This window comes from Kitasatospora sp. NPDC092039, from assembly GCF_044756065.1.
In the GTDB taxonomy this organism is placed as follows: domain Bacteria; phylum Actinomycetota; class Actinomycetes; order Streptomycetales; family Streptomycetaceae; genus Kitasatospora.
The window spans coordinates 78,786-98,638 of record NZ_JBIVSD010000006.1 but is presented as its reverse complement, the minus strand read 5'-3'; the positions used below and the strand labels follow the sequence as shown (position 1 = coordinate 98,638).

General features: G+C 77.2%; 1 protein-coding gene. It reads left to right on the top strand.

The window, feature by feature from the left end:
- Window positions 1-3 precede the first annotated feature (3 nt).
- Window positions 4-19,848: a non-ribosomal peptide synthase/polyketide synthase gene (locus ACIQI7_RS14400; RefSeq protein ID WP_401109055.1), complete on the top strand. Its 19,845-nt coding sequence runs from the start codon at window positions 4-6 to the stop codon at window positions 19,846-19,848.
- Window positions 19,849-19,853: the final 5 nt, after the last annotated feature.

The following is a 19,853-nucleotide window of genomic DNA, read 5'->3' as shown; positions in this document are numbered from 1 at the left end:
ACCATGACGCCTTCGACGCCTCCGACACCCTCGACGCCCTCGAAGCGGGACCGCGCCGCCGCGCTGCCCGCCGACCTGCGCGAGGCCCTGCGGCAACGGCTGGCCGGCCGGGCCGGCGGCACCCGGGCCGCCGCCGAGCGGGCCATCCCGCGAGCCGACCGCGGCCGCCCGCTGCCGCCCTCCTTCGTCCAGCAGCGGCTCTGGTTCCTGGACCGGCTGCGCCCCGGCGACCCGCGCTACAACAGCGCCGTCGCCCTGCGGTTCACCGGACCGCTGGACCGCACGGCGCTCGCCGCGGCGCTGACCGCCGTGGTCGCCCGCCACGAGGCGCTGCGCACCGTCTTCGCGGAGCACGACGGCCGGCCGGTGCAGACCGTCGAGCCGGCCGGGCCGGTGGAGCTGCCGGTCCTGGCCCCGGCCGCGGGGGAGAGCCTGGACGACGTCCTGCTCCGGGAGTACTCCCGGCCCTTCGACCTCGCCCGGGGGCCGCTGCTGCGCGCCCTGCTGGTCGCCGAGGCGGAGCACTCCCACGTGCTCCAGCTGACCGCCCACCACATCGTCACCGACGGCTGGTCGATGGGCGTCGTCCTGGACGAACTGCGCACCGCCTACGACGCCCTGGCCTGCGGCGCCGAGCCGCGGCTGCCCGAGGTCGCCACCCAGTACCCGGACTTCGCGCTCTGGCAGCGCGAACAGCTCTCCGGCGACCGGCTGGAGCGCCAACTCGCCCACTGGCGGGAGAAGCTGGCCGGCGCGATGCCGCCCGAACTGCCGCTGGACCACCCCCGGCGCGGCGAGGAGGCCGGCCCCGGCGGCCTGCACGCCTTCACCGTCCCCGCGCCGCTCACCGCCCGGCTGCGCGAGCTCGCGGCCGAACGGCAGGGCACCCTCAACACCGCGCTGGTGGCCGGTACCCAGGCCCTGCTGGCCCGCTGGTCCGGCCGGCCGGACGTCACCGTCGGCACGCTGATGGCCGGGCGCTCCCGCACCGAGCTGGAACGGGCCGTCGGCTGCTTCGTCAACACGGTGGTGCTGCGCACCCGGGTGGAGCCCGACGGCTCCTTCCGCGACCTGCTCGCGGCCGCCACCGAGACCGGCAACGACGCCCTCGCGCACGGCGACACGCCCTTCGAACGGCTCGTCGAGGCGGTCGGCGCGCCCCGCGAGGCCGGCCGCAACCCGCTGTTCGACGTGCTGGTGCTGCTGCACCCCGCGCCGCCCGCGGCCGGCGACCCGCAGGGCCTGGCCACCGCCCCGGTCACCGTGCCCCGGCAGGCCGCCACCTTCGACCTCAGCGTGGAGTTCGTCCCCGACGGCGAGGCGCTCGCCGGCGTCCTGGAGTACCGCGCCGACCTCTTCGACGCGCCCACCGCCCGCCGGATGGCCGACCAGCTGCTGCGGCTGCTGGAGGGCGCCGCCGCCGAACCGGACCGCCCGCTCGCCACCCTGCCGCTGCTCTCCGCGAGTGGGACCGCGCAGGTCACCCGGGAGTGGAACGCCACCGAGCTGCCCGTCGAGGCCGTCAGCCTCCCCGAACTGTTCCGCCGCCGGGCCGCCCTGACCCCGCACGCCCCGGCCCTGGTCACCGAGGACGAGCGGCTCGACCACGCCACCCTCGACGCCCGCGCCGAACGGCTCGCCCGCCACCTCGCCGCCCGCGGCGCCGGCCCCGAGCGGCTGGTCGCGCTGCGGCTGCCGCGCACCGCCGACCTGGTGGTGGCCGTCCTCGCGGTCTGGAAGGCCGGCGCCGGCTACCTGCCGCTGGACCCGGCGCTGCCCGAGGAGCGCGTCCGGTTCCTGCTGGAGGACGCCCGCCCGGCCCTGCTGCTGGACGAGGAGACGCTGCGCGCCCTGCGGGACGGCGACCCGCAAGACGGCGACCCGGAGGGCACCGGCCCGCTCGCCCCGCCGGACCTGTCGAGCACCGCGTACGTGCTCTACACCTCCGGCTCCACCGGCCGCCCCAAGGGCGTCACCGTCCCCCACGGCGCCCTGACCCACCTGCTCGCCGCCCACCGGGCCGGCTTCGTCGCCGACGCCGGCGGCGGGCCGCTGAACGTCGCGCTGACCGCCTCGTTCTCCTTCGACACCTCGCTGGAGGGCGTGCTGCTGCTGGCCGACGGCCACCCGCTGCACCTGGTCGACGAGACCACCCGGATGGACCCGGCCGCCCTGGTCGAGTACGTCGTGCGCCACCGGATCGACTTCCTCGACCTCACCCCCTCCTACCTGCGCCAACTGCTGCCCGCCGGGCTGCTCGACGACCCCCGCCACCGCCCCCGGGTGCTGATGCTCGGCGGCGAGGCGGTCACGCCCCGGCTCTGGCGCGAACTCGCCGCCCGCCCCGAGGTGGCCGCCTACAACTACTACGGCCCCACCGAGTGCACCGTCGACGCGCTCGCCTGCCGGATCGACGGCGGTGACCGGCCGCTGGTGGGCCGCCCGCTGCCCAACGTCCGCGCCTACGTCCTGGACGGGCGGCTCCAGCCGGTGCCGCCGGGGGTGAGCGGCGAACTCCACCTGGCCGGCGAGCAGGTCGCCCGCGGCTACGCCGGCCGCCCCGGCCTGACCGCCGCCCGCTTCACCGCCGACCCGTACGGCCCGCCCGGCAGCCGGATGTACCGCACCGGCGACCTGGCCCGCTGGACCGCCGACGGGCGCCTGGAGTACCTCGGGCGCGCCGACGACCAGGTCAAGGTGCGCGGCCACCGGATCGAACCCGGCGAGGTCGAGGCCGCCCTGCTCGACCTGCCGGAGGTCGCCGGAGCCGCCGTCCTCGCCGTACCCGATGCCCAGGGGCACCACCGGCTGGCCGCCTACCTGGTGTTCGCCGACGGCGCCGCCCGTCCCGCCGCCGACCTGCGCGCGGCCCTGCGCCGGGTGCTGCCCGACCACCTGGTGCCGTCCTCCTTCACCGTGCTGGACACGCTGCCGCTCACCACCAGCGGCAAGCTGGACCGGCGCGCCCTGCCGGCCCCCGAAGCCGACGTTCGGGAGGGGGAGTTCATCGCTCCCCGGACCCGCGAGGAGGAGATCCTCGCCGCCGTCTGGGCCGAGGTGCTGGGTGTGCCGAGAGTGGGCGTCACCGACAACTTCTTCGAACTCGGCGGCGACTCGATCCTGAGCATCCAGGCCGTCTCCCGGGCCCGCGCCGCGGGCCTGCGGATCGCGTCCCAGGACGTCTTCCGCCACCAGACCGTCGCCGACCTCGCCGCCGCGGCCCGCACCACGGCGGCGCCCGCCACCGAACCGCGGCACCAGGCCGGGCCCGCCCCGCTCACCCCGGTCCAGGAGTGGTTCCTCGCCGCCCACGGCCCGCTGCGCCACTTCACCATGTCGATGCTGCTCGACCTGCCGTACCGGCTCGACGAGGACGACCTGGAACGGGCCCTGACCGCGGTGGTCGCCGCCCACCCGGCGCTGCGCACCCGCTTCACCCGCACCGCCGACGGGTGGTGCCAGGAACCGGTCGCGGACACCGGAGGGCTGCTCGCCGTCCTCGAACCGGGTGCGGACCGGACCGGGGCCGCCGAGGCCGCCCGCGCCGCACTGGACCCGGCCACCGGCACCCTGCTGCGCGCCGTCCTGTTCCGGCCCGCCGCCGACGACCGCCCCCAGCTCCTCCTGACCGCCCACCACCTCGCCGTGGACAGCGTCTCCTGGCGGGTACTGCTCGCCGACCTGGAGCGCGCCTACCGGCAGGCCGCCGAGGGCGCCGCCCCCGACCCGGCGCCCGAGCCCACCGCGTTCACCGACTGGGCCCACCGGCTCGCCGAACTGGTCCGGGCCGGCGGCCTGGACCAGGACCTGCCGTACTGGACCGCCGAGACCGCCACCCCCGCCGAGCCGCTGCCCGTCGACCTGCCCGGCACCCCCACCGCCGGCTCGGTGCGCACCCTGCGCACCCGCCTCGACCGGGCCACCACCGAGGCGCTGCTGCGCAAGGTCCCCGAGGTCTACCGCACCCAGGTCAACGACGTGCTGCTCAGCGCCCTGGGCCGGGCCCTCGCCGACTGGACCGGCACCGGGCGGGTCACCGTCGCCCTGGAGGGCCACGGCCGCGAGGAGCTGTTCGACGACCTCGACCTCTCCCGCACCGTCGGCTGGTTCACCACCCAGTACCCCGTCACCCTCGCCCCGGCCGGCCCGGCCGACGCCCCCGACTGGGCCGCCACCCTCAAGCAGACCAAGGAACGGCTGCGCGCGGTGCCCCGCCGCGGCCTCGGCTACGAGGCCCTCGCCCGGCTCGGCTCGCCCGCCCCCGGCGCCGCGGCCCTGCGGGACGTCCCGCTGCCGCAGGTCTGCTTCAACTACCACGGGCAGTGGACCGCCCCCGCCGGCGGCGACTTCGCCCCCGCCGGCGAGGCCCCGGGCCGGGACCTCGCCCCGGACGAACCGCTGGACCACCTGCTCGACGTCTCCGCCGTCGTCGCCGACGGCGAGCTGGAACTCACCTGGCACTACAGCGACCGGACGCACCGGGAGGACACCGTCCGGGCGCTGGCCCTGGCCACCACCACCGCGCTGGGCGCCATCGTCGAGCACTGCGCCCGCCCCGGCGCCGGCGGCCGCACCCCCTCCGACTTCCCGCTGGCCGGCCTCGACCAGGCCGCGCTGGACCGGCTCGTCGGCGACGGCCGGGACGTGACGGACCTGCTGCCGCTCACCCCGCTCCAGGAGGGCATGCTCTTCCACCGGCTGGTCGGCGGCCCCGACGACGTCTACCTGGACCAGGCCGCCCTGCTGCTGGAGGGCGTCGCCGACCCGCAGGCCCTGGCCCTGGCCTGGCAGCGGGTCGCCGACCGGACGCCCGCGCTGCGCACCTCGGTGGTCTGGGAGGGCGTCCCCGCCCCGCTCCAGATGGTCCGCCGGAGCGTCCGGCTGCCGGTGACCCACCTCGACCTGCGGGACGCCGACCCGGCCGAACGCGCCGAACGGCTGGCCCGGCTGCGCGCCGACGACCTCGCGCTCGGCCTGGACATCGCCACCGCCCCGCTCACCCGGCTCACCCTGGTCCGGCTGCCCGAGGCCCGGCTCCAGCTGCTGTGGACCTCCCACCACCTGGTCCTGGACGGCTGGAGCCTCGCCCAGGTGCTCACCGACGTGTTCGCCGAGTACGCGGCGCTCACCACCGGCGGCGCGCCCACCCCGGCGGTGCGCCGCCCCTTCGCCGACTACGTGCGCTGGCTGGCCGAGCAGGACACCGGGGCCGCCCGTGCCCACTGGCGGCAGGTCCTGGACGGCTTCGCCACCGCCACCCCGCTGCCCGCCGACCGGGTCCGCCGCGAGGCCCACCGGGCCCGGTCGGCGGGCGTCCACAGCGCCGGGCTGTCCGAGGAGGTGTCCGAGCGGCTCGCCCGTACTGCCCGGAGCTCCGGGCTGACCCTCGGCACCGTCGTGCAGGGCGCCTGGGCACTGCTGCTGTCCCGCTACAGCGGCGAGCCGGACGTGCTGTTCGGCACCACCGTCTCCGGCCGGCCCGAGGAACTGCCCGGCGTCGAGTCGATGATCGGCATGTTCATCAACACCCTGCCCACCAGGGTCCGGGTGGACGGCGACCGCACCGCCGCCGACTGGCTGCGGGAACTCCAGGAGGCGCAGGCCGAGGCCCGCCGGCACTCGGCGGTCTCGCTCGCCGAACTCACCGGCTACAGCGACGTCCCGACCGGCAGCGCGCTGTTCGACAGCATCGTCGCCTTCGAGAACTACCCCTTCGACGACGCCGGCGCCGCCGGCACCGGGGTGCGCCTGGCCGAGGTCTCCTCCCGGGACGCCACCAACTTCCCGCTGGTGCTGCGCGCCCACCAGGGCGGGCAGCTCGGCTTCGACCTCGGCTACGACCCGGAACTGTTCGACGCCGAGACCGTGCGCGCCCTCGCCGGGCGGCTCCGCCTGCTGCTCACCGAGCTGGCCGACGGGCTGGACCGCCCGCTGCGCGCGCTGGCCTGGACCACCGCCGAGGAGCGGCACCGGCTGCTGGTCGACTGGAACGGCACCGCCCAGGGCCGGCCCGGGCACACCCTGGTCGAGCTGTTCGAGGCGCAGGCCGCCCGCACCCCGCGGGCCGAGGCCGTCACCTGCGGCGAGGAGCACCTGGACTACGCCGAACTGGACGCCCGCGCCGACCGGCTCGCCCACCGGCTGGCCGAGCTCGGCGCCGCCCCCGAACGCTACGTCGCCCTCGCGCTGCCCCGCACCGCCGACCTGGTGGTGGCCGTCCTCGCCGTCCTCAAGACCGGCGCGGCCTACCTGCCGCTCGACCCGGGCCTGCCCGCCGGACGCCGGGACGAACTGCTGCGCGACGCCGCCCCGGTGGCCCTGGTGACCCCGACGGAGCCGACCGGCGTGGACGTCCCCGTCCTCGCCCTGGCCGACCCGGAGGTGCGTGCCGACCTGGCCCGCCGCCCGGCCGGCCCGCTCGGGCCCGGCCACCGGCCGCTGCCCGAGAGCCCCGCCTACGCCATCTTCACCTCCGGCTCCACCGGCCGCCCCAAGGGCGTCGTGGTGCCGCACGCCAACGTGGTGCGGCTGTTCGAGCGGACCCGGGAGCTGTTCGGCTTCGGCGCCGAGGACGTCTGGACGCTCTTCCACTCCTACACCTTCGACTTCTCGGTCTGGGAGCTCTGGGGCCCGCTGCTGCACGGCGGCCGGCTCGTGGTGGTGCCCGAGGACACCGCCCGCTCCCCGGAGGACCTCCTGCGGCTGCTCGCCGACGAGCGGGTCACCGTCCTCAACCAGACCCCGTCCGCGTTCCACCAGCTGGCCCGCGCCGACGCCCAGCACCCGGACGTCTCCGGCAGGCTGGCGCTGCGCACGGTGGTCTTCGGCGGCGAGGCGCTGGACGTCACCCGGCTCGCCGACTGGTACCGGCGCCACCCCGAGGACTCACCGCGCCTGGTGAACATGTACGGCATCACCGAGACCACCGTGCACGTCACCCACACCGCGCTGGACCGGCGCACCGCCGACGCCGGCGGCCCCGGCCCGATCGGCACCGGCATCGCCGACCTGCGGCTGTACGTGCTCGACGGCGACCTCGCCCCGGTGCCCCCCGGCGCGGTCGGCGAACTGTACGTGGCGGGCGAGGGCCTGGCCCGCGGCTACCTCAACCGGCCCGGCCTGACCGCCACCCGCTTCCTCGCCGACCCGTTCGGCGCCCCCGGCACCCGGATGTACCGCACCGGCGACAAGGCCCGCTGGCAGGCCGACGGCACCCTGCGCTACCTGGGCCGCGCCGACCAGCAGGTCAAGATCCGCGGCTACCGGATCGAACCCGGCGAGATCGAGGCCGCCCTCCAGACCCACCCGGGCGTGGCCCTGGCCACCGTCGGCGTCCACGAGGACGCCGCCGGCACCCGCCGGCTGGTGGCCCACGTGGTCGGCCGGGACCCGGCGCGGGCCCCGTCCGCCGCCGAGCTGCGCGCCCACCTGGAACGGCTGCTGCCCGCCTACCTGGTGCCCGCCGCCTACGTCCCGCTGGCCGCGCTGCCGCTCACCCCCAACGGCAAGCTCGACCGGCGCGCCCTGCCGGTGCCCGGCCCGGACGGCTACGCGGCCGGCCGCGAGCGCACCGCGCCCCGCACCCCCGCCGAGCGGCTGGTCGCCGAGGCCTGGACGGAGGTCCTGGACACCGACGGGATCGGCGCCGAGGACGACTTCTTCGCCCTCGGCGGGGACTCCATCCTCGCCGTGCGGGTCACCGCCCGGCTGCGCGCCGCCTTCGGCTCCGCGGACCTCTCGCCCCGGCTGCTGTTCACCCACCCGGTGCTCGCCGACCTCGCCGAGGCGCTCGGCGCACCGGGCCCGGACACCGTACCGGCCGTCATCCCCGCCGCCGACCCCGACACCGAGCCGCCGCTCTCCCACGCCCAGCAGCGGCTCTGGTTCCTCGACCGCTTCGAACCCGGAAGCACCGAGTACACCGCGCTGTCCGTGCTGCGGCTGCGCGGCGCCCTCGACCGGGCCGCGCTGGGCGGCGCGCTGGACGCCCTGGTCGAACGGCACGAGGCGCTGCGGACGTGCTACGCCGAGCGGGACGGCCGGGCCCGCCAGGTGGTGCGCCCGCCGCACCCCGTCGAGCTGCCCTGCGAGGATGTCCGGCCGCAGGACCTGGACGCCCTGCTGGAACGGATCGCCGCCACCCCCTTCGACCTCGCCGAAGGCCCGGTGCTGCGCGCCCACCTCGCCCGCACGGCCGCCGACGAGCACGTCCTCGCCCTGGCCGTGCACCACATCGCCACGGACGGCTGGTCGATGGGCGTCCTGGGCCGCGACCTCGGCGAGCTGTACGCGGCCGCCGTCGAGGGGCGCCGGCCGCGGCTGCCCGCGCTGCCCGTCCGGTACACCGACTACGCGGCCTGGCAGCGCTCCCGCACCGCCGCCGCCGAGGCCGACCTCGACCACTGGCGCCGGGCGCTGGATGGCCTGGCCCCGCTGGAACTGCCCACCGACCGGCCGCGCCCGGCGGTGCGCACCCGGCAGGGCGCGCTGGTCACCTTCACGCTGCCCGCCGAGCTGACCGCCCGGCTGCGCGAGCGCGGCCGGGAGGCCGACGGCACCCTCTACACCGTCCTGCTGGCCGCCTGCCAGGTGCTGCTGGCCCGCTGGTCCGGGCAGCGGGACATCACCGTCGGCACCGTCACCTCCGGCCGCGAGCAGGGCGAACTCCACGACGTGGTCGGCATGTTCGTCAACACCCTGGTGCTGCGCGGCGACATCCGCCCCGAACTGTCCTTCCACGAGCTGCTGACCGCCGCGCAGCGCACCGTGCTGGACGCCCTCGCCCACCAGGAGGTGCCCTTCGAACGGCTGGTGGACGCCCTCCAGCCGGAGCGCGACACCAGCCGCACCCCGCTGTTCCAGGTGATGGTGGCGCTGCACAACCTCGGCGCCGAGGCGCCCCGGCTGCCCGGCCTGACGGTGGAACCCGTCACCCCGCCGGTCCGCAACGCCACCTTCGACCTCTCCTTCGACTTCGCCGAGCACGACGGCGGCCTGACCGGCTACCTGGAGTACGACACCGGCCTGTTCGACGCGCGCACCGCCGAGCAGCTGGCCGACCGGCTGACCACCCTGCTGGTGGCCGCCGCCGAGGCGCCCGGAACGGCCGTCGGGACGCTGCCGCTGATGACCGGGGAGGAGCGGCGGCAGGTGCTGCGCCAGGGCCGGGGCGAGCCGCTGCCCGTACCGGACACCACCTTCACCGCCCTGTTCGAGGCCCAGGCCGCCCGCACCCCGGACGCCACCGCGGTGGTCGCCCGGGACGCCGCCCTGGACTTCGCCGCCCTCAACGCCCGGGGCAACCGGCTCGCCCGCCACCTGGCCGCCCTCGGCGCCGGCCCGGAGCAGGTGGTCGCGGTCCGGCTGCCGCGCACCTCGGAGCTGCTGGTCGCCCTGTTCGGGGTGCTCAAGGCCGGCGCCGTCCTCCAGTTCGTCGACCCGGACCTGCCCGAGGAGCGGGCCGCCCTGCTGCTCGACGACACCCGGCCGCGCACCGTGCTGACCGAGCGGGCGCTGCGCGAGGTGCCGTGGGAGGAGCTGCCCGGCCACGACCTGACCGACGCCGAGCGGACCTCGCCGCTGCTGCCGCGGCACGCCGCCTACCTGATCCACACCTCCGGCTCCACCGGCCGCCCCAAGGGCGTGGTCGTCGAACACCGCCAGCTGGTCAACCTCGCCCACGACCACCGGGAGGAGCTGCTCGCCCCGCACACCGCCGACGGCGCCCGGCTGCGGATCGCGCTCAGCGCCTCCTTCTCCTTCGACACCAGCTGGGAGGGCCCGCTGCTGCTGGCCTTCGGCCAGGAACTCCACCTGATCGACGAGGACGTCCGGCTGGACCCGCAGGCCTTCTGCGCGAAGATCGTCGACCAGCGGCTCGACCTGGTCAACGTCACCCCGTCCTACCTGCGCGAACTCACCGCCGCCGGGCTGCTCGCGCCCGCCCCGCACCACCCGCGGCTGCTGCTGGTCGGCGGCGAGGCCGTGCCCGCCGCCACCTGGCGCGAACTGGCCGCGGCCCGGGCCGGGCTCGGGATCACCGCCTACAACGTGTACGGCCCCACCGAGTGCACCGTCGACGCCGCCTACACCCGCTGCGCGGACCACCCCGAGCGCCCGGTGATCGGCCGGCCGGGCCGCAACCTCGGCGCGTACGTGCTGGACGGCGCGCTTCGTCCCGTGCCGCCCGGCATGCCGGGGGAGCTGTACCTGACCGGGGCGCAGGTCGCCCGCGGCTACCTCGACCGGCCCGGACTGACCGCCGCCCGCTTCCTCGCCGACCCGTACGGCCCGCCCGGCGCCCGGATGTACCGCACCGGCGACCTGGCCCGCTGGGACGCGGAGGGGCAGCTGGAGTTCCTCGGCCGGGCCGACGCCCAGGTCAAGATCCGCGGCTTCCGGATCGAGCCCGGCGAGGTGGAGGCCGCGCTGCTGGCCCACCCCGGCGTCGCGGACTGCGCCGTCGCCGCCCGCGAGCAGGGCGGGCGGACCCTGCTGGTCGGCTACCCCGTGCCGGCCGGCGACCGGGTGCCGCCCGCCGAGGAGCTGCGGGCCTGGCTGCGGCGCACCCTGCCCGACCACCTGGTGCCCACCGCCTTCGTCCCGCTGGCCCGCATCCCGCGCACCACCGGCGGCAAGACCGACCGCCGCGCCCTGCCCGCCCCGCCCGCCCAGCCGGACCGCACCACCCCGTACGTCGCACCGCGCCCCGGCACCGAGGAGCGGCTCGCCGCGATCTGGGCCGAGGTGCTGGGCGTGCCCCGGGTCGGCGCCCGGGACAACTTCTTCGCGCTCGGCGGCGACTCCATCCTCAGCATCCAGATCGTCTCCCGGGCCCGCGCCGCCGGACTCGCCCTCACCACCAAGGACGTCTTCCGCTACCAGAACGTCGCCGAACTCGCCCTGTGCGCGGGGGAGTCGGCGCAGTCCCCGGAGGGCCGGGAGGCCGAGCCCACCGAGGCGCCGCTCACCCCGATCCAGCACTGGTACCTCGACGGCCGCCGCCCCGGCGAGGCGCTGCGCTTCACCATGACCCAGCGGCTGGCGCTGGCCCCCGGCACCGACCCCGCCGCCCTGCACCGGGCGGTGCTCGCCCTGGTGGAGCACCACCCGGCGCTGCGCACCCGGTTCCGCCACGGCGCGACGGGCTGGCACCAGGAGGTCCTGGCCCAGGCGCCGGACGGCGCCTTCACCCACCACCGGGCCGGCTCCGAGGCCGAACTGCAGCAGGCCGTCGAGCAGGCCCAGCGCTCCCTCGACCCGGTCGAGGGCCGGATGCTGCGCGCCCTCCACTTCGACGGCGGCGAGCAGCGGCCGGCCCAACTCGTCCTGACCGTCCACCACCTGGCCGTGGACGGCGTCTCCTGGCGCATCCTGCTGGCCGACCTCGAAGCGGCCCACCGCGCCGCCCGCACCGGCGCACCCGTCCGGCTGCCGGAGCCCGGCACCTCCTACGCCCGGTGGGCCACCCGGCTGGAACGGCACACCCGCTCCGGCGCCCTGGACGGCGACACCGCCTACTGGACCCGCACCGGCCGGGCCCCGGCCGACCTGCCGGCCGGGCGGCCCGGTCCCAACACCCACGGCACCGCCGCCACCGTCACCGTGACGCTGGACGAGCCGACCACCGCGGCGCTGCTGCGCCGGGTCCCGGAGACCTACCGCACCCAGGTCAACGACGTCCTGCTCAGCGCCCTGGGCCGCACCCTGGCCCGCTGGTGCGGCCGGGACACCGTGCTGATCGGCGTGGAGGGCCACGGCCGCGAGGACCTCTTCGCCGACCAGGACCTCTCCCGGACGGTCGGCTGGTTCACCGCCGAGTTCCCGCTCGCCCTGCGCGTCGACCCGCAGGCCGGCTGGCACGACACCCTGCGCTCGGTCAAGGAGCAGCTGCGCGCTGTCCCGCTGCGCGGACTCAGCCACGGCGCCCTGCGCCACCTGCGCCCGTCCGCCCTGCCGGCCGGCGCGGCCGCTCCGCAGGTCGGCTTCAACTACCACGGCCAGTGGGACACCGGCACCGGCGCCGACGGGCTGCTGCGCGGCTCGCTGCCGCCGGCCGGTCGGGACACCGACCCCGACGAGCCCCGCCCGTACCTGCTGGACGTCGTCGGCGCGGTCCAGGACGGCCGGCTCGAACTGGGCTGGACCTACCCCGCGGCCCGCTACGAGGAGGCCACCGTCCGAGCCCTCGCCGAGCAGACGCTCCAGGCGCTGCGCGAGCTGTCCGAGCACTGCGCGGCCCCCGGCGCCGGCGGCCGCACCCCGTCCGACTTCCCGCTGGCCGGCCTCGACCAGCGGCAGCTGGACCGCCTGGTCGGCGACGGCCGCGACACCGAGGACGTGCTGCCGCTGACCCCCCTGCAGTCCGGCATGCTCTTCCACGGCCTGGTCGACGAGGACGGCGCCTACGTGGACCGGATCGCCGTACGGCTGGCCGGCGTCGCCGACCCGGCGGCCTTCGCCGAAGCCTGGCAGCTGGTCGCCGACCGCACCCCGGCGCTGCGCACCGCCGTGCACTGGCGCGGCCTGCCGCACCCCGTCCAGCTGGTCGCCCGCCGCGCCGCGCTGCCCGTCCGCCACCTGGACTGGCGCGGGCTGACGCCCGGACAGCGGGCCGCGGAGACCGAACGGCTGCTCGCCGAGGAGCGGGCCGCCGGGATGGACCTCGGCACCGCGCCGCTCACCCGGCTGGTGCTGGCCGCGCTGCCCGGCGACGAGGTGCTGCTGCTCTGGTCCACCCACCACCTGATCCTGGACGGCTGGAGCACCGGACAGCTGCTCACCGAGGTGTGCGAGGAGTACGCCGCGCTGACCGGCGGACCGCAGGCGCCCCGCCCGGTGCGGCGCCCGTTCGCGGACTTCCTGGCCTGGCTGCGCGAGCAGGACGGGCAGGCCGCGGAGGACCACTGGAGCGCCGTCCTGGCCGGGTTCACCGAACGGACCGCGCTGCCCTACGACCGCCGGCCCGCCGGAGCCCACCGGGCCCGCTCCAGCGCCACCGTCCACCGCACCCTCGACGAGGCGCTCTCCGCCCGGCTGCGGGAGAACGCCGCCGCCGCCGGACTGACCGTCAACACCCTGGTCGAGGGCGCCTGGGCAATGCTGCTGGGCCGCTACGCCGGCACCGGGGACGTGGTCTTCGGCACCACCGTCTCCGGGCGGCCGGCCGAACTGCCCGGCGTCGAGACGATGATCGGCCTGTTCATCAACACCGTGCCGGCCCGGGTCCGGGTGCCCGCCCGCGGCGCCGTGGCGCCCTGGCTGCGCGAGCTCCAGGACCGGCAGAGCGACGCCCGCCGCCACGACCACCTGGCGCTGCCCCGGATCCAGGCCCTGAGCGAACTGCCTGCCGGGGAAACGCTGTTCGACAGCATGCTGGTGTTCGAGAACTACCCCGTCGACGAGTCGGCCGCGGACCGCACCGGGGTGCGGGTGGCCGAGGTGCGCGCCGACGACGCCACCACCTACCCGTGGTGCCTGCGCGCCCACCTGGCCGGGCAGCTCGCCTTCGACCTGGCGTACGACCCCGCGCTCTTCGACCGGCGCACCGCCCAGGACGCCGCCGACCGCCTCGCCCTGCTGCTCACCGCCCTCGCCGACGGCCTGGACGGCGACCTCGCCGCGCTGGACCCCCTCACCCCGGCCGACCGCGAGCTGCTGGCCTCCTGGCAGGCCACCGCCCGCCCGCCGGCGCCGCGCAGCCCGCTGGCGGTCCTCGCCGAGCAGGTCCGCCGCACCCCCGACGCCCCCGCCGTGCGCGAGGGCGACCGCGAACTGAGCTACCGCGGCCTCGACGAGTGGTCCGACCGGCTGGCCGCCCGGCTGCTCGCCGACGGCCTCGCCCCCGAGGACCGGGTCGCCCTGGCGATGGACCGCGGCACCGAACTCGTCGTCGCCCAGCTGGCCGTCCTCAAGGCGGGCGGCGCCTACCTGCCCGTCGACCGGCGCGCCCCCGAGGAGCGCCGCCGCACCCTGCTCGACCGGGCCGGCGCGCAGGTGCTGCTCACCGCCGACCAGGTCGCCGCCGCACAGGACCACCCGGCCGGCCCCGGCCTGCCGCCCGCCGACCCCGACCGGCTGGCGTACGTGATGTACACCTCCGGCTCCACCGGCGAGCCCAAGGCCGTCGCCGTCCGGCACCGCGACGTGGCCTCGCTCGCCACCGACAGCCGCTTCACCGGCGGCCGCTGCGACCGGGTGCTGCTGCACTCGCCGGTCGCCTTCGACGCCGCCACCTTCGAGGTGTGGGCGCCGCTGCTGAACGGCGGCTGCGTCCTGGTCGCCCCCGACGGGCCGGTGGACGCCGCGCTGCTGCGCCGGCTCGCCGGACCGGACGGGCCGACGGCGCTCTGGCTCACCGCCGGGCTCTTCCGGCTGCTCGCCCAGGACGCGCCGGACTGCTTCACCGGCCTGCGCACCCTGTGGACCGGCGGGGACGTGGTGCCCGCCGCCGCCGTGCGCCGCGTCCTGGCGGCCTGCCCCGGGCTGACCGTGGTGGACGGCTACGGGCCCACCGAGACCACCACCTTCGCCACCGCCCACGCCCTCCCGGACGCCGCCGCGGTGCCCGACACCGTCCCGATCGGCCGCCCGCTGGACGACCGGCGGGTGCACGTCCTGGACCAGCGGCTGCGGCCCGTCCCGCCGGGCTGCGCCGGGGAGCTCTACCTGGCCGGCGAGGGCGTCGCCCGCGGCTACCTCGGCCGCCCCGGCGCCACCGCCGCCCGCTTCCTCGCCGACCCCTCCGGCCCGCCCGGTGCCCGGATGTACCGCACCGGGGACCTCGCCCGGCGCCGCCCCGACGGCACCGTGGAGTTCCTCGGCCGCGCCGACGACCAGGTGAAGATCCGCGGGTTCCGGGTCGAGCCCGCCGAGGTCGAGTCCGCCCTCGCCGCCCATCCCGGGGTCGCCGACGTCGCCGTGGCGGTCCGCGAGGACCGGCCCGGCGCCCGCCGGCTGGTCGCCTACCCGGTCGGCGCCGTCGATCCCGAGGAGCTGCTGGCGTTCGCCGCCCGCATCCTGCCCGACTACCTCGTCCCGGCCGCCGTCGTCCCGCTCGCCGCCCTCCCGCTGAGCCGCAACGGCAAGGTCGACCGGTCCGCCCTGCCCGCGCCGGAACAGCGGCCCGGCGGCGGGCACCGCGCCCGGACCGAACCGCGCACCGCGGCCGAGCGCCGCACCGCCGAGGTCTTCGCCGAGGTCCTCGGCATCCGCCCGCCCGGCATCGACGAGGGCTTCTTCGACCTGGGCGGCGACTCCATCCTCAGCATCCGGCTCACCGCCCGGCTGGCCGACGCCTTCGGCACCGACCTCGGCCCCCGCGCGGTCTTCGACCACCCCACCCCGGCCGGCCTGGCCCGGCTGCTCACCGAGGCGCCCGCCGCCCCGGCCCGCCCGCCGGTGGTCCCGGTGGCCCGCGACGGCGCGGCCCCGATGTCCTACGCCCAGCAACGCCTCTGGTTCCTGGAGCAGCTGGCGCCCGACAGCGCCGAACACGTCGCACTCGCGCTGCGGCTGCGCGGCACCCTCGACCGCGCCGCCCTCGGCGCCGCCCTGACCGCCCTGACGGCCCGGCACGAGGCGCTGCGCACCACCTTCGACAGCGTCGACGGCCACGGCGTCCAGTACGTCCACCCGCCGCGGGCCGTACCGCTGCCGCTGTACGACCTCTCCGCACGGCCCGCGGACGAACGGCCGCGGGCCCTGCGCGAACTGCTCGCCGCCGAACGCGCCCGCCCCTTCGACCTGCGCCGCGGACCGCTGCTGCGCGCCGCGCTGGTCCGGCTGGCCGACGGCGACCACGCGCTCGCGCTGGCCCTGCACCACATGGTCACCGACGGGTGGTCCACCGGCGTGCTGCTCGCCGACCTGGCCCACCTCTACCGCGCCGAACTCGGCACCGCGCAGGCCCCGTTGGCGCCGCTGCCGGTGCAGTACGCCGACTACGCCCACTGGCAGCGCACCGACGGGGCCACCGCCGACGGGCAACTCGACTACTGGAAGAGCCGGCTGGCCGGCCTGGCACCCCTGCGGCTGCCCACCGACCGGCCCCGGCCCGCGGTGCGCACCGGCACCGGCGCCACCGTCCGGCTGGAGCTGCCCGCCGACACCGCCCGCCGGCTGGCCGAGGTCGGCCGCGAACGCGGCGCCACCCTGTTCACCACCCTGGTCGCCGCCGCCCAGGCCTACCTGGCCCGGCTCTCCGGGGACACCGACATCGCCGTCGGCACCATCACCTCCGGCCGCCACCGGCCCGAGGTCCAGCAACTGGTCGGATTCTTCGTCAACACCCTGGTGCTGCGCTCCCGGGTCGAGCCCGGGCAGCCCTTCGACGCCCTCCTCGGCGAGGTGCGGCAGACCGTCCTGGACGCCTTCGCCCACCAGGACGTGCCCTTCGAGAAGGTGGTCGACGCGGTCCAGCCGGAGCGCGACACCAGCCGCAGCCCGCTCTTCCAGGTCCACGTGGTGCTCCAGAACGCCCCGTCCGGCGAAGTCGACCTGCCGGGCCTCGACGTGACCGGCATCGAGACCGACACCCTCCGGACGGTCTTCGACCTGGTGCTGGAGTTCGTCGAGGCCGAGGACGGCGCGCTGCACGGCCTGGTCACCTACAGCACCGACCTGTTCGACCCGGCCACCGTCGAACGGATGGCGGCCCAGCTCACCACCCTGCTGACCGCCGTCGCCCGGGACCCGGGACGCGCCGTCGGCGCGCTGCCGCTGGCCGGGGCGGAGGAGCCCGCCGCCGAACCGGCTGGCGGCTTGCGCCCGGTGCCCGAGGCGACCCTGCCCGAGCTGTTCGAGCGCCGGGCCGCCGCCACCCCCGAGGCGCCGGCGCTGCTCGACGGCGACCGGACGCTCTCCTACGCCGAACTGGACCGGGCCGCCAACCGGCTGGCCCACCACCTGATCGGGCGCGGCGTCGGACCGGAGCGGCTGGTCGCCCTCGCCCTTCCCCGCTCGGCCGCCATGACGGTCGCCCAGCTCGCCGTCACCAAGGCCGGCGGCGCCTTCCTCCCGGTCGACCCGGACTACCCGGCGCCCCGCCGGGAGTTCATGGTCCGCGACGCCGGCGCCCACCTGGTGCTCGACGACCCGGCCCGGGTCTGGGCCGCCGAAGGACCGGACACCCCGCCCACCGACGCCGACCGCCGCGCCCCGCTCACCCCCGCCCACCCCGCCTACGCGATCTACACCTCCGGCTCCACCGGCACCCCCAAGGGCGTCCTGGTCACCCACGCCGGCCTCGCCGTCTTCGCGGCGGCCGCCGCCGAGCAGTACGCCGTCGGCCCCGGCGACCGGGTCCTCCAGTTCGCCTCGCCCAGCTTCGACGCCTCCGTGCTGGAACTGTGCATCTCCCTGCTCTCCGGAGCCGCCCTGGTCACCGGCGAGCAGGGCCCGCTGGTCGGCGAACGGCTCGCCGAGGTGCTGACCGCACGCCGGATCAGCCACACCCTGATCCCCCCGGCGGCCCTCGCCACCGTGGAACCGGGGACGGCCGCCGCCCTGCCCGGGCTGCGCACCCTGGTGGTGGGCGCCGAGGCCTGCCCCGCCGACCTGGTCGACACCTGGGCCCCCGGCCGACGGATGATCAACTCCTACGGCCCCACCGAGGCCACCGTCGTCGCCACCTGGACCGGCCCGCTCGCCCCCGGCACCGGCACCCCCGCCATCGGCCGCCCCAGCGGCGCCACCCGCGCGTACGTCCTGGACACCGCCCTGCGGCCGGTTCCGCCCGGCATCACCGGCGAGCTCTACCTGGCCGGCCCCGGCCTCGCCCGCGGCTACCTCGGCCGCCCGGGCCTCACCGCCCAGCGCTTCCTGCCCGACCCGTACGGCCCGCCCGGCGAGCGGATGTACCGCACCGGCGACCTCGCCCGCCGCGAGGCCGACGGCCTGCTGCGCTTCGCCGGACGCGCCGACGAACAGGTCAAGCTGCGCGGCCACCGGATCGAACCGGGGGAGATCGAGAGCGCCCTGCGCCGCAGCCCCCTGGTGCGCGACGCCGCCGTCACCGTCCGCACCGACGGCCCCTCCGGCGGCCGGCTCGTCGGCTACGTCGTCCCCGCGGACCCCGCCGCCGGCGCCCCCGCCCTCGAACTCCGCCTCCACCTCGGCGCGTTCCTGCCGCCGCAGCTCGTCCCCTCGGCCTTCGTCGCGGTGGACCGGCTCCCGCTCACCCCCAACGGCAAGCTCGACCGGCGGGCCCTGCCCGACCCCGGCCCGACCCAGGCCCCGGCCGGCCCCGGCCGGGCCCCGGAGACCGACCTCGAACGCCGGATCGCCCGGATCTGGGCCGACGTCCTCGGCCTCGACCAGGTCGGCGCCGACGACAACTTCTTCCTGCTCGGCGGCGACTCCATCCTCAGCATGCAGGTGGTCTCCCGGCTGCGCCGGGACGGCCTCCACCTGGCCACCCGGGACCTGTTCAGCCACCAGACCGTCGCCGCACTGGCCACCGTCGTCCGCACCGCCGCCGAACCCGCGGACGACGGCCCGGTGACCGGCGACGTACCGCTCACCCCCATCCAGGAGTGGTTCCTCACCACCCCGCGCGCCGCCCACCACCACTTCAACCAGTCCACCCTGCTCGAACTCACCGCCGACCCCGACCCCCGGGCGCTGCGCGCCGCCCTCTACGCCCTGCTGGAACACCACGACGGCCTGCGGATGCGCTTCACCCGCGACGACGCCGGCTGGCACCAGTTCAACCCGCCGCCCGCCCCCGTCGAGGACCTCCTGTCCCGCTACGACCTGACCGGCCAGGACACCGGGGCCGCCGACGCGGCCATGGCCAAGGCCGCCGACGAACTGCACGCCGGCTTCGACCTCGCCCACGGCCCGCTGCTGCGCGCCGCCCTGTTCACCGGCCACCCGGACCACCCGGCCCTGCTGCTCCTGGTCGCCCACCACCTGGTCGTCGACGCCGTCTCCTGGCGGGTGCTGCGCGACGACCTGGACAGCGCCCACCGGCAGGCCGTCCGGGGCGGGGCGATCACCCTGGGGGAGCGCACCACCTCCTTCCGGGACTGGGCGCACCGGCTCGCGGCCCATGTCGCCGAGGGCGGCCTCGACCACGAAATCCCGTACTGGGAGCAGGCGGTGAGCGCCCGTGCGGCCCTGCCGGGCGGCCCGGCCGGCCCCGGCGACGGCGGGAGCGCGGCGGTCACCGTCGAACTCGACGAGGCGGACACCGAGGCGCTGCTGCGCGCCGCCCCCGCCGCCTACCGCACCCGGGTCAACGACGTGCTGCTGGCCGCGCTCGCCCTCGCCCTGGCCCGCTGGAGCGGCCGGCCGCGGGTCGCCCTCGACCTGGAGGGGCACGGCCGGGAGGACCTGCTCGACGGCGTCGACCTGTCCCGTACGGTCGGCTGGTTCACCACCGTCCACCCCGTGGCCTTCGACGTCCCCGACCCCGCGGACCTCGGCCCGGACCGCGACTGGCGCGCCCTGGTGAAGTCCGTCCGCCGGCAGCTGCGCGCGGTGCCCGGCAACGGCCTGGGCTTCGGCGCCCTGCGGACCTTCGGCAGCGCCGAGGTCCGCGAGCGCCTCGCCGCCGGCGGGCACGGTGAGGTGGTCTTCAACTACCTCGGCCAGTGGGACTCGCGGCCCGAGGACGCCGGAGACGGCCTGGTCCGCGCCGAACTCGGCTCCTTCGGCCAGGACCACGACCCCCGGGACGGCGGCTCCCACCCGCTGGAGGTGGTCGGGGCGGCCCAGCACGGACGCCTCGCCTTCACCTGGCACCACCGGCCCGCCGTCCACACCACCGAAGCCGTCCGCCGGGCCGCCGAGGACTTCGCCACCGCCCTGCGGCGGATCGCCCGGCACGCCCGGGAAGGACGGTGAGCGAA

Excerpts from the sequence above, each read along its gene's own strand:
- ACIQI7_RS14400 (WP_401109055.1), top strand. The coding sequence starts at position 4 with ATGACGCCTTCGACGCCTCCGACACCCTCGACGCCCTCGAAGCGGGAC.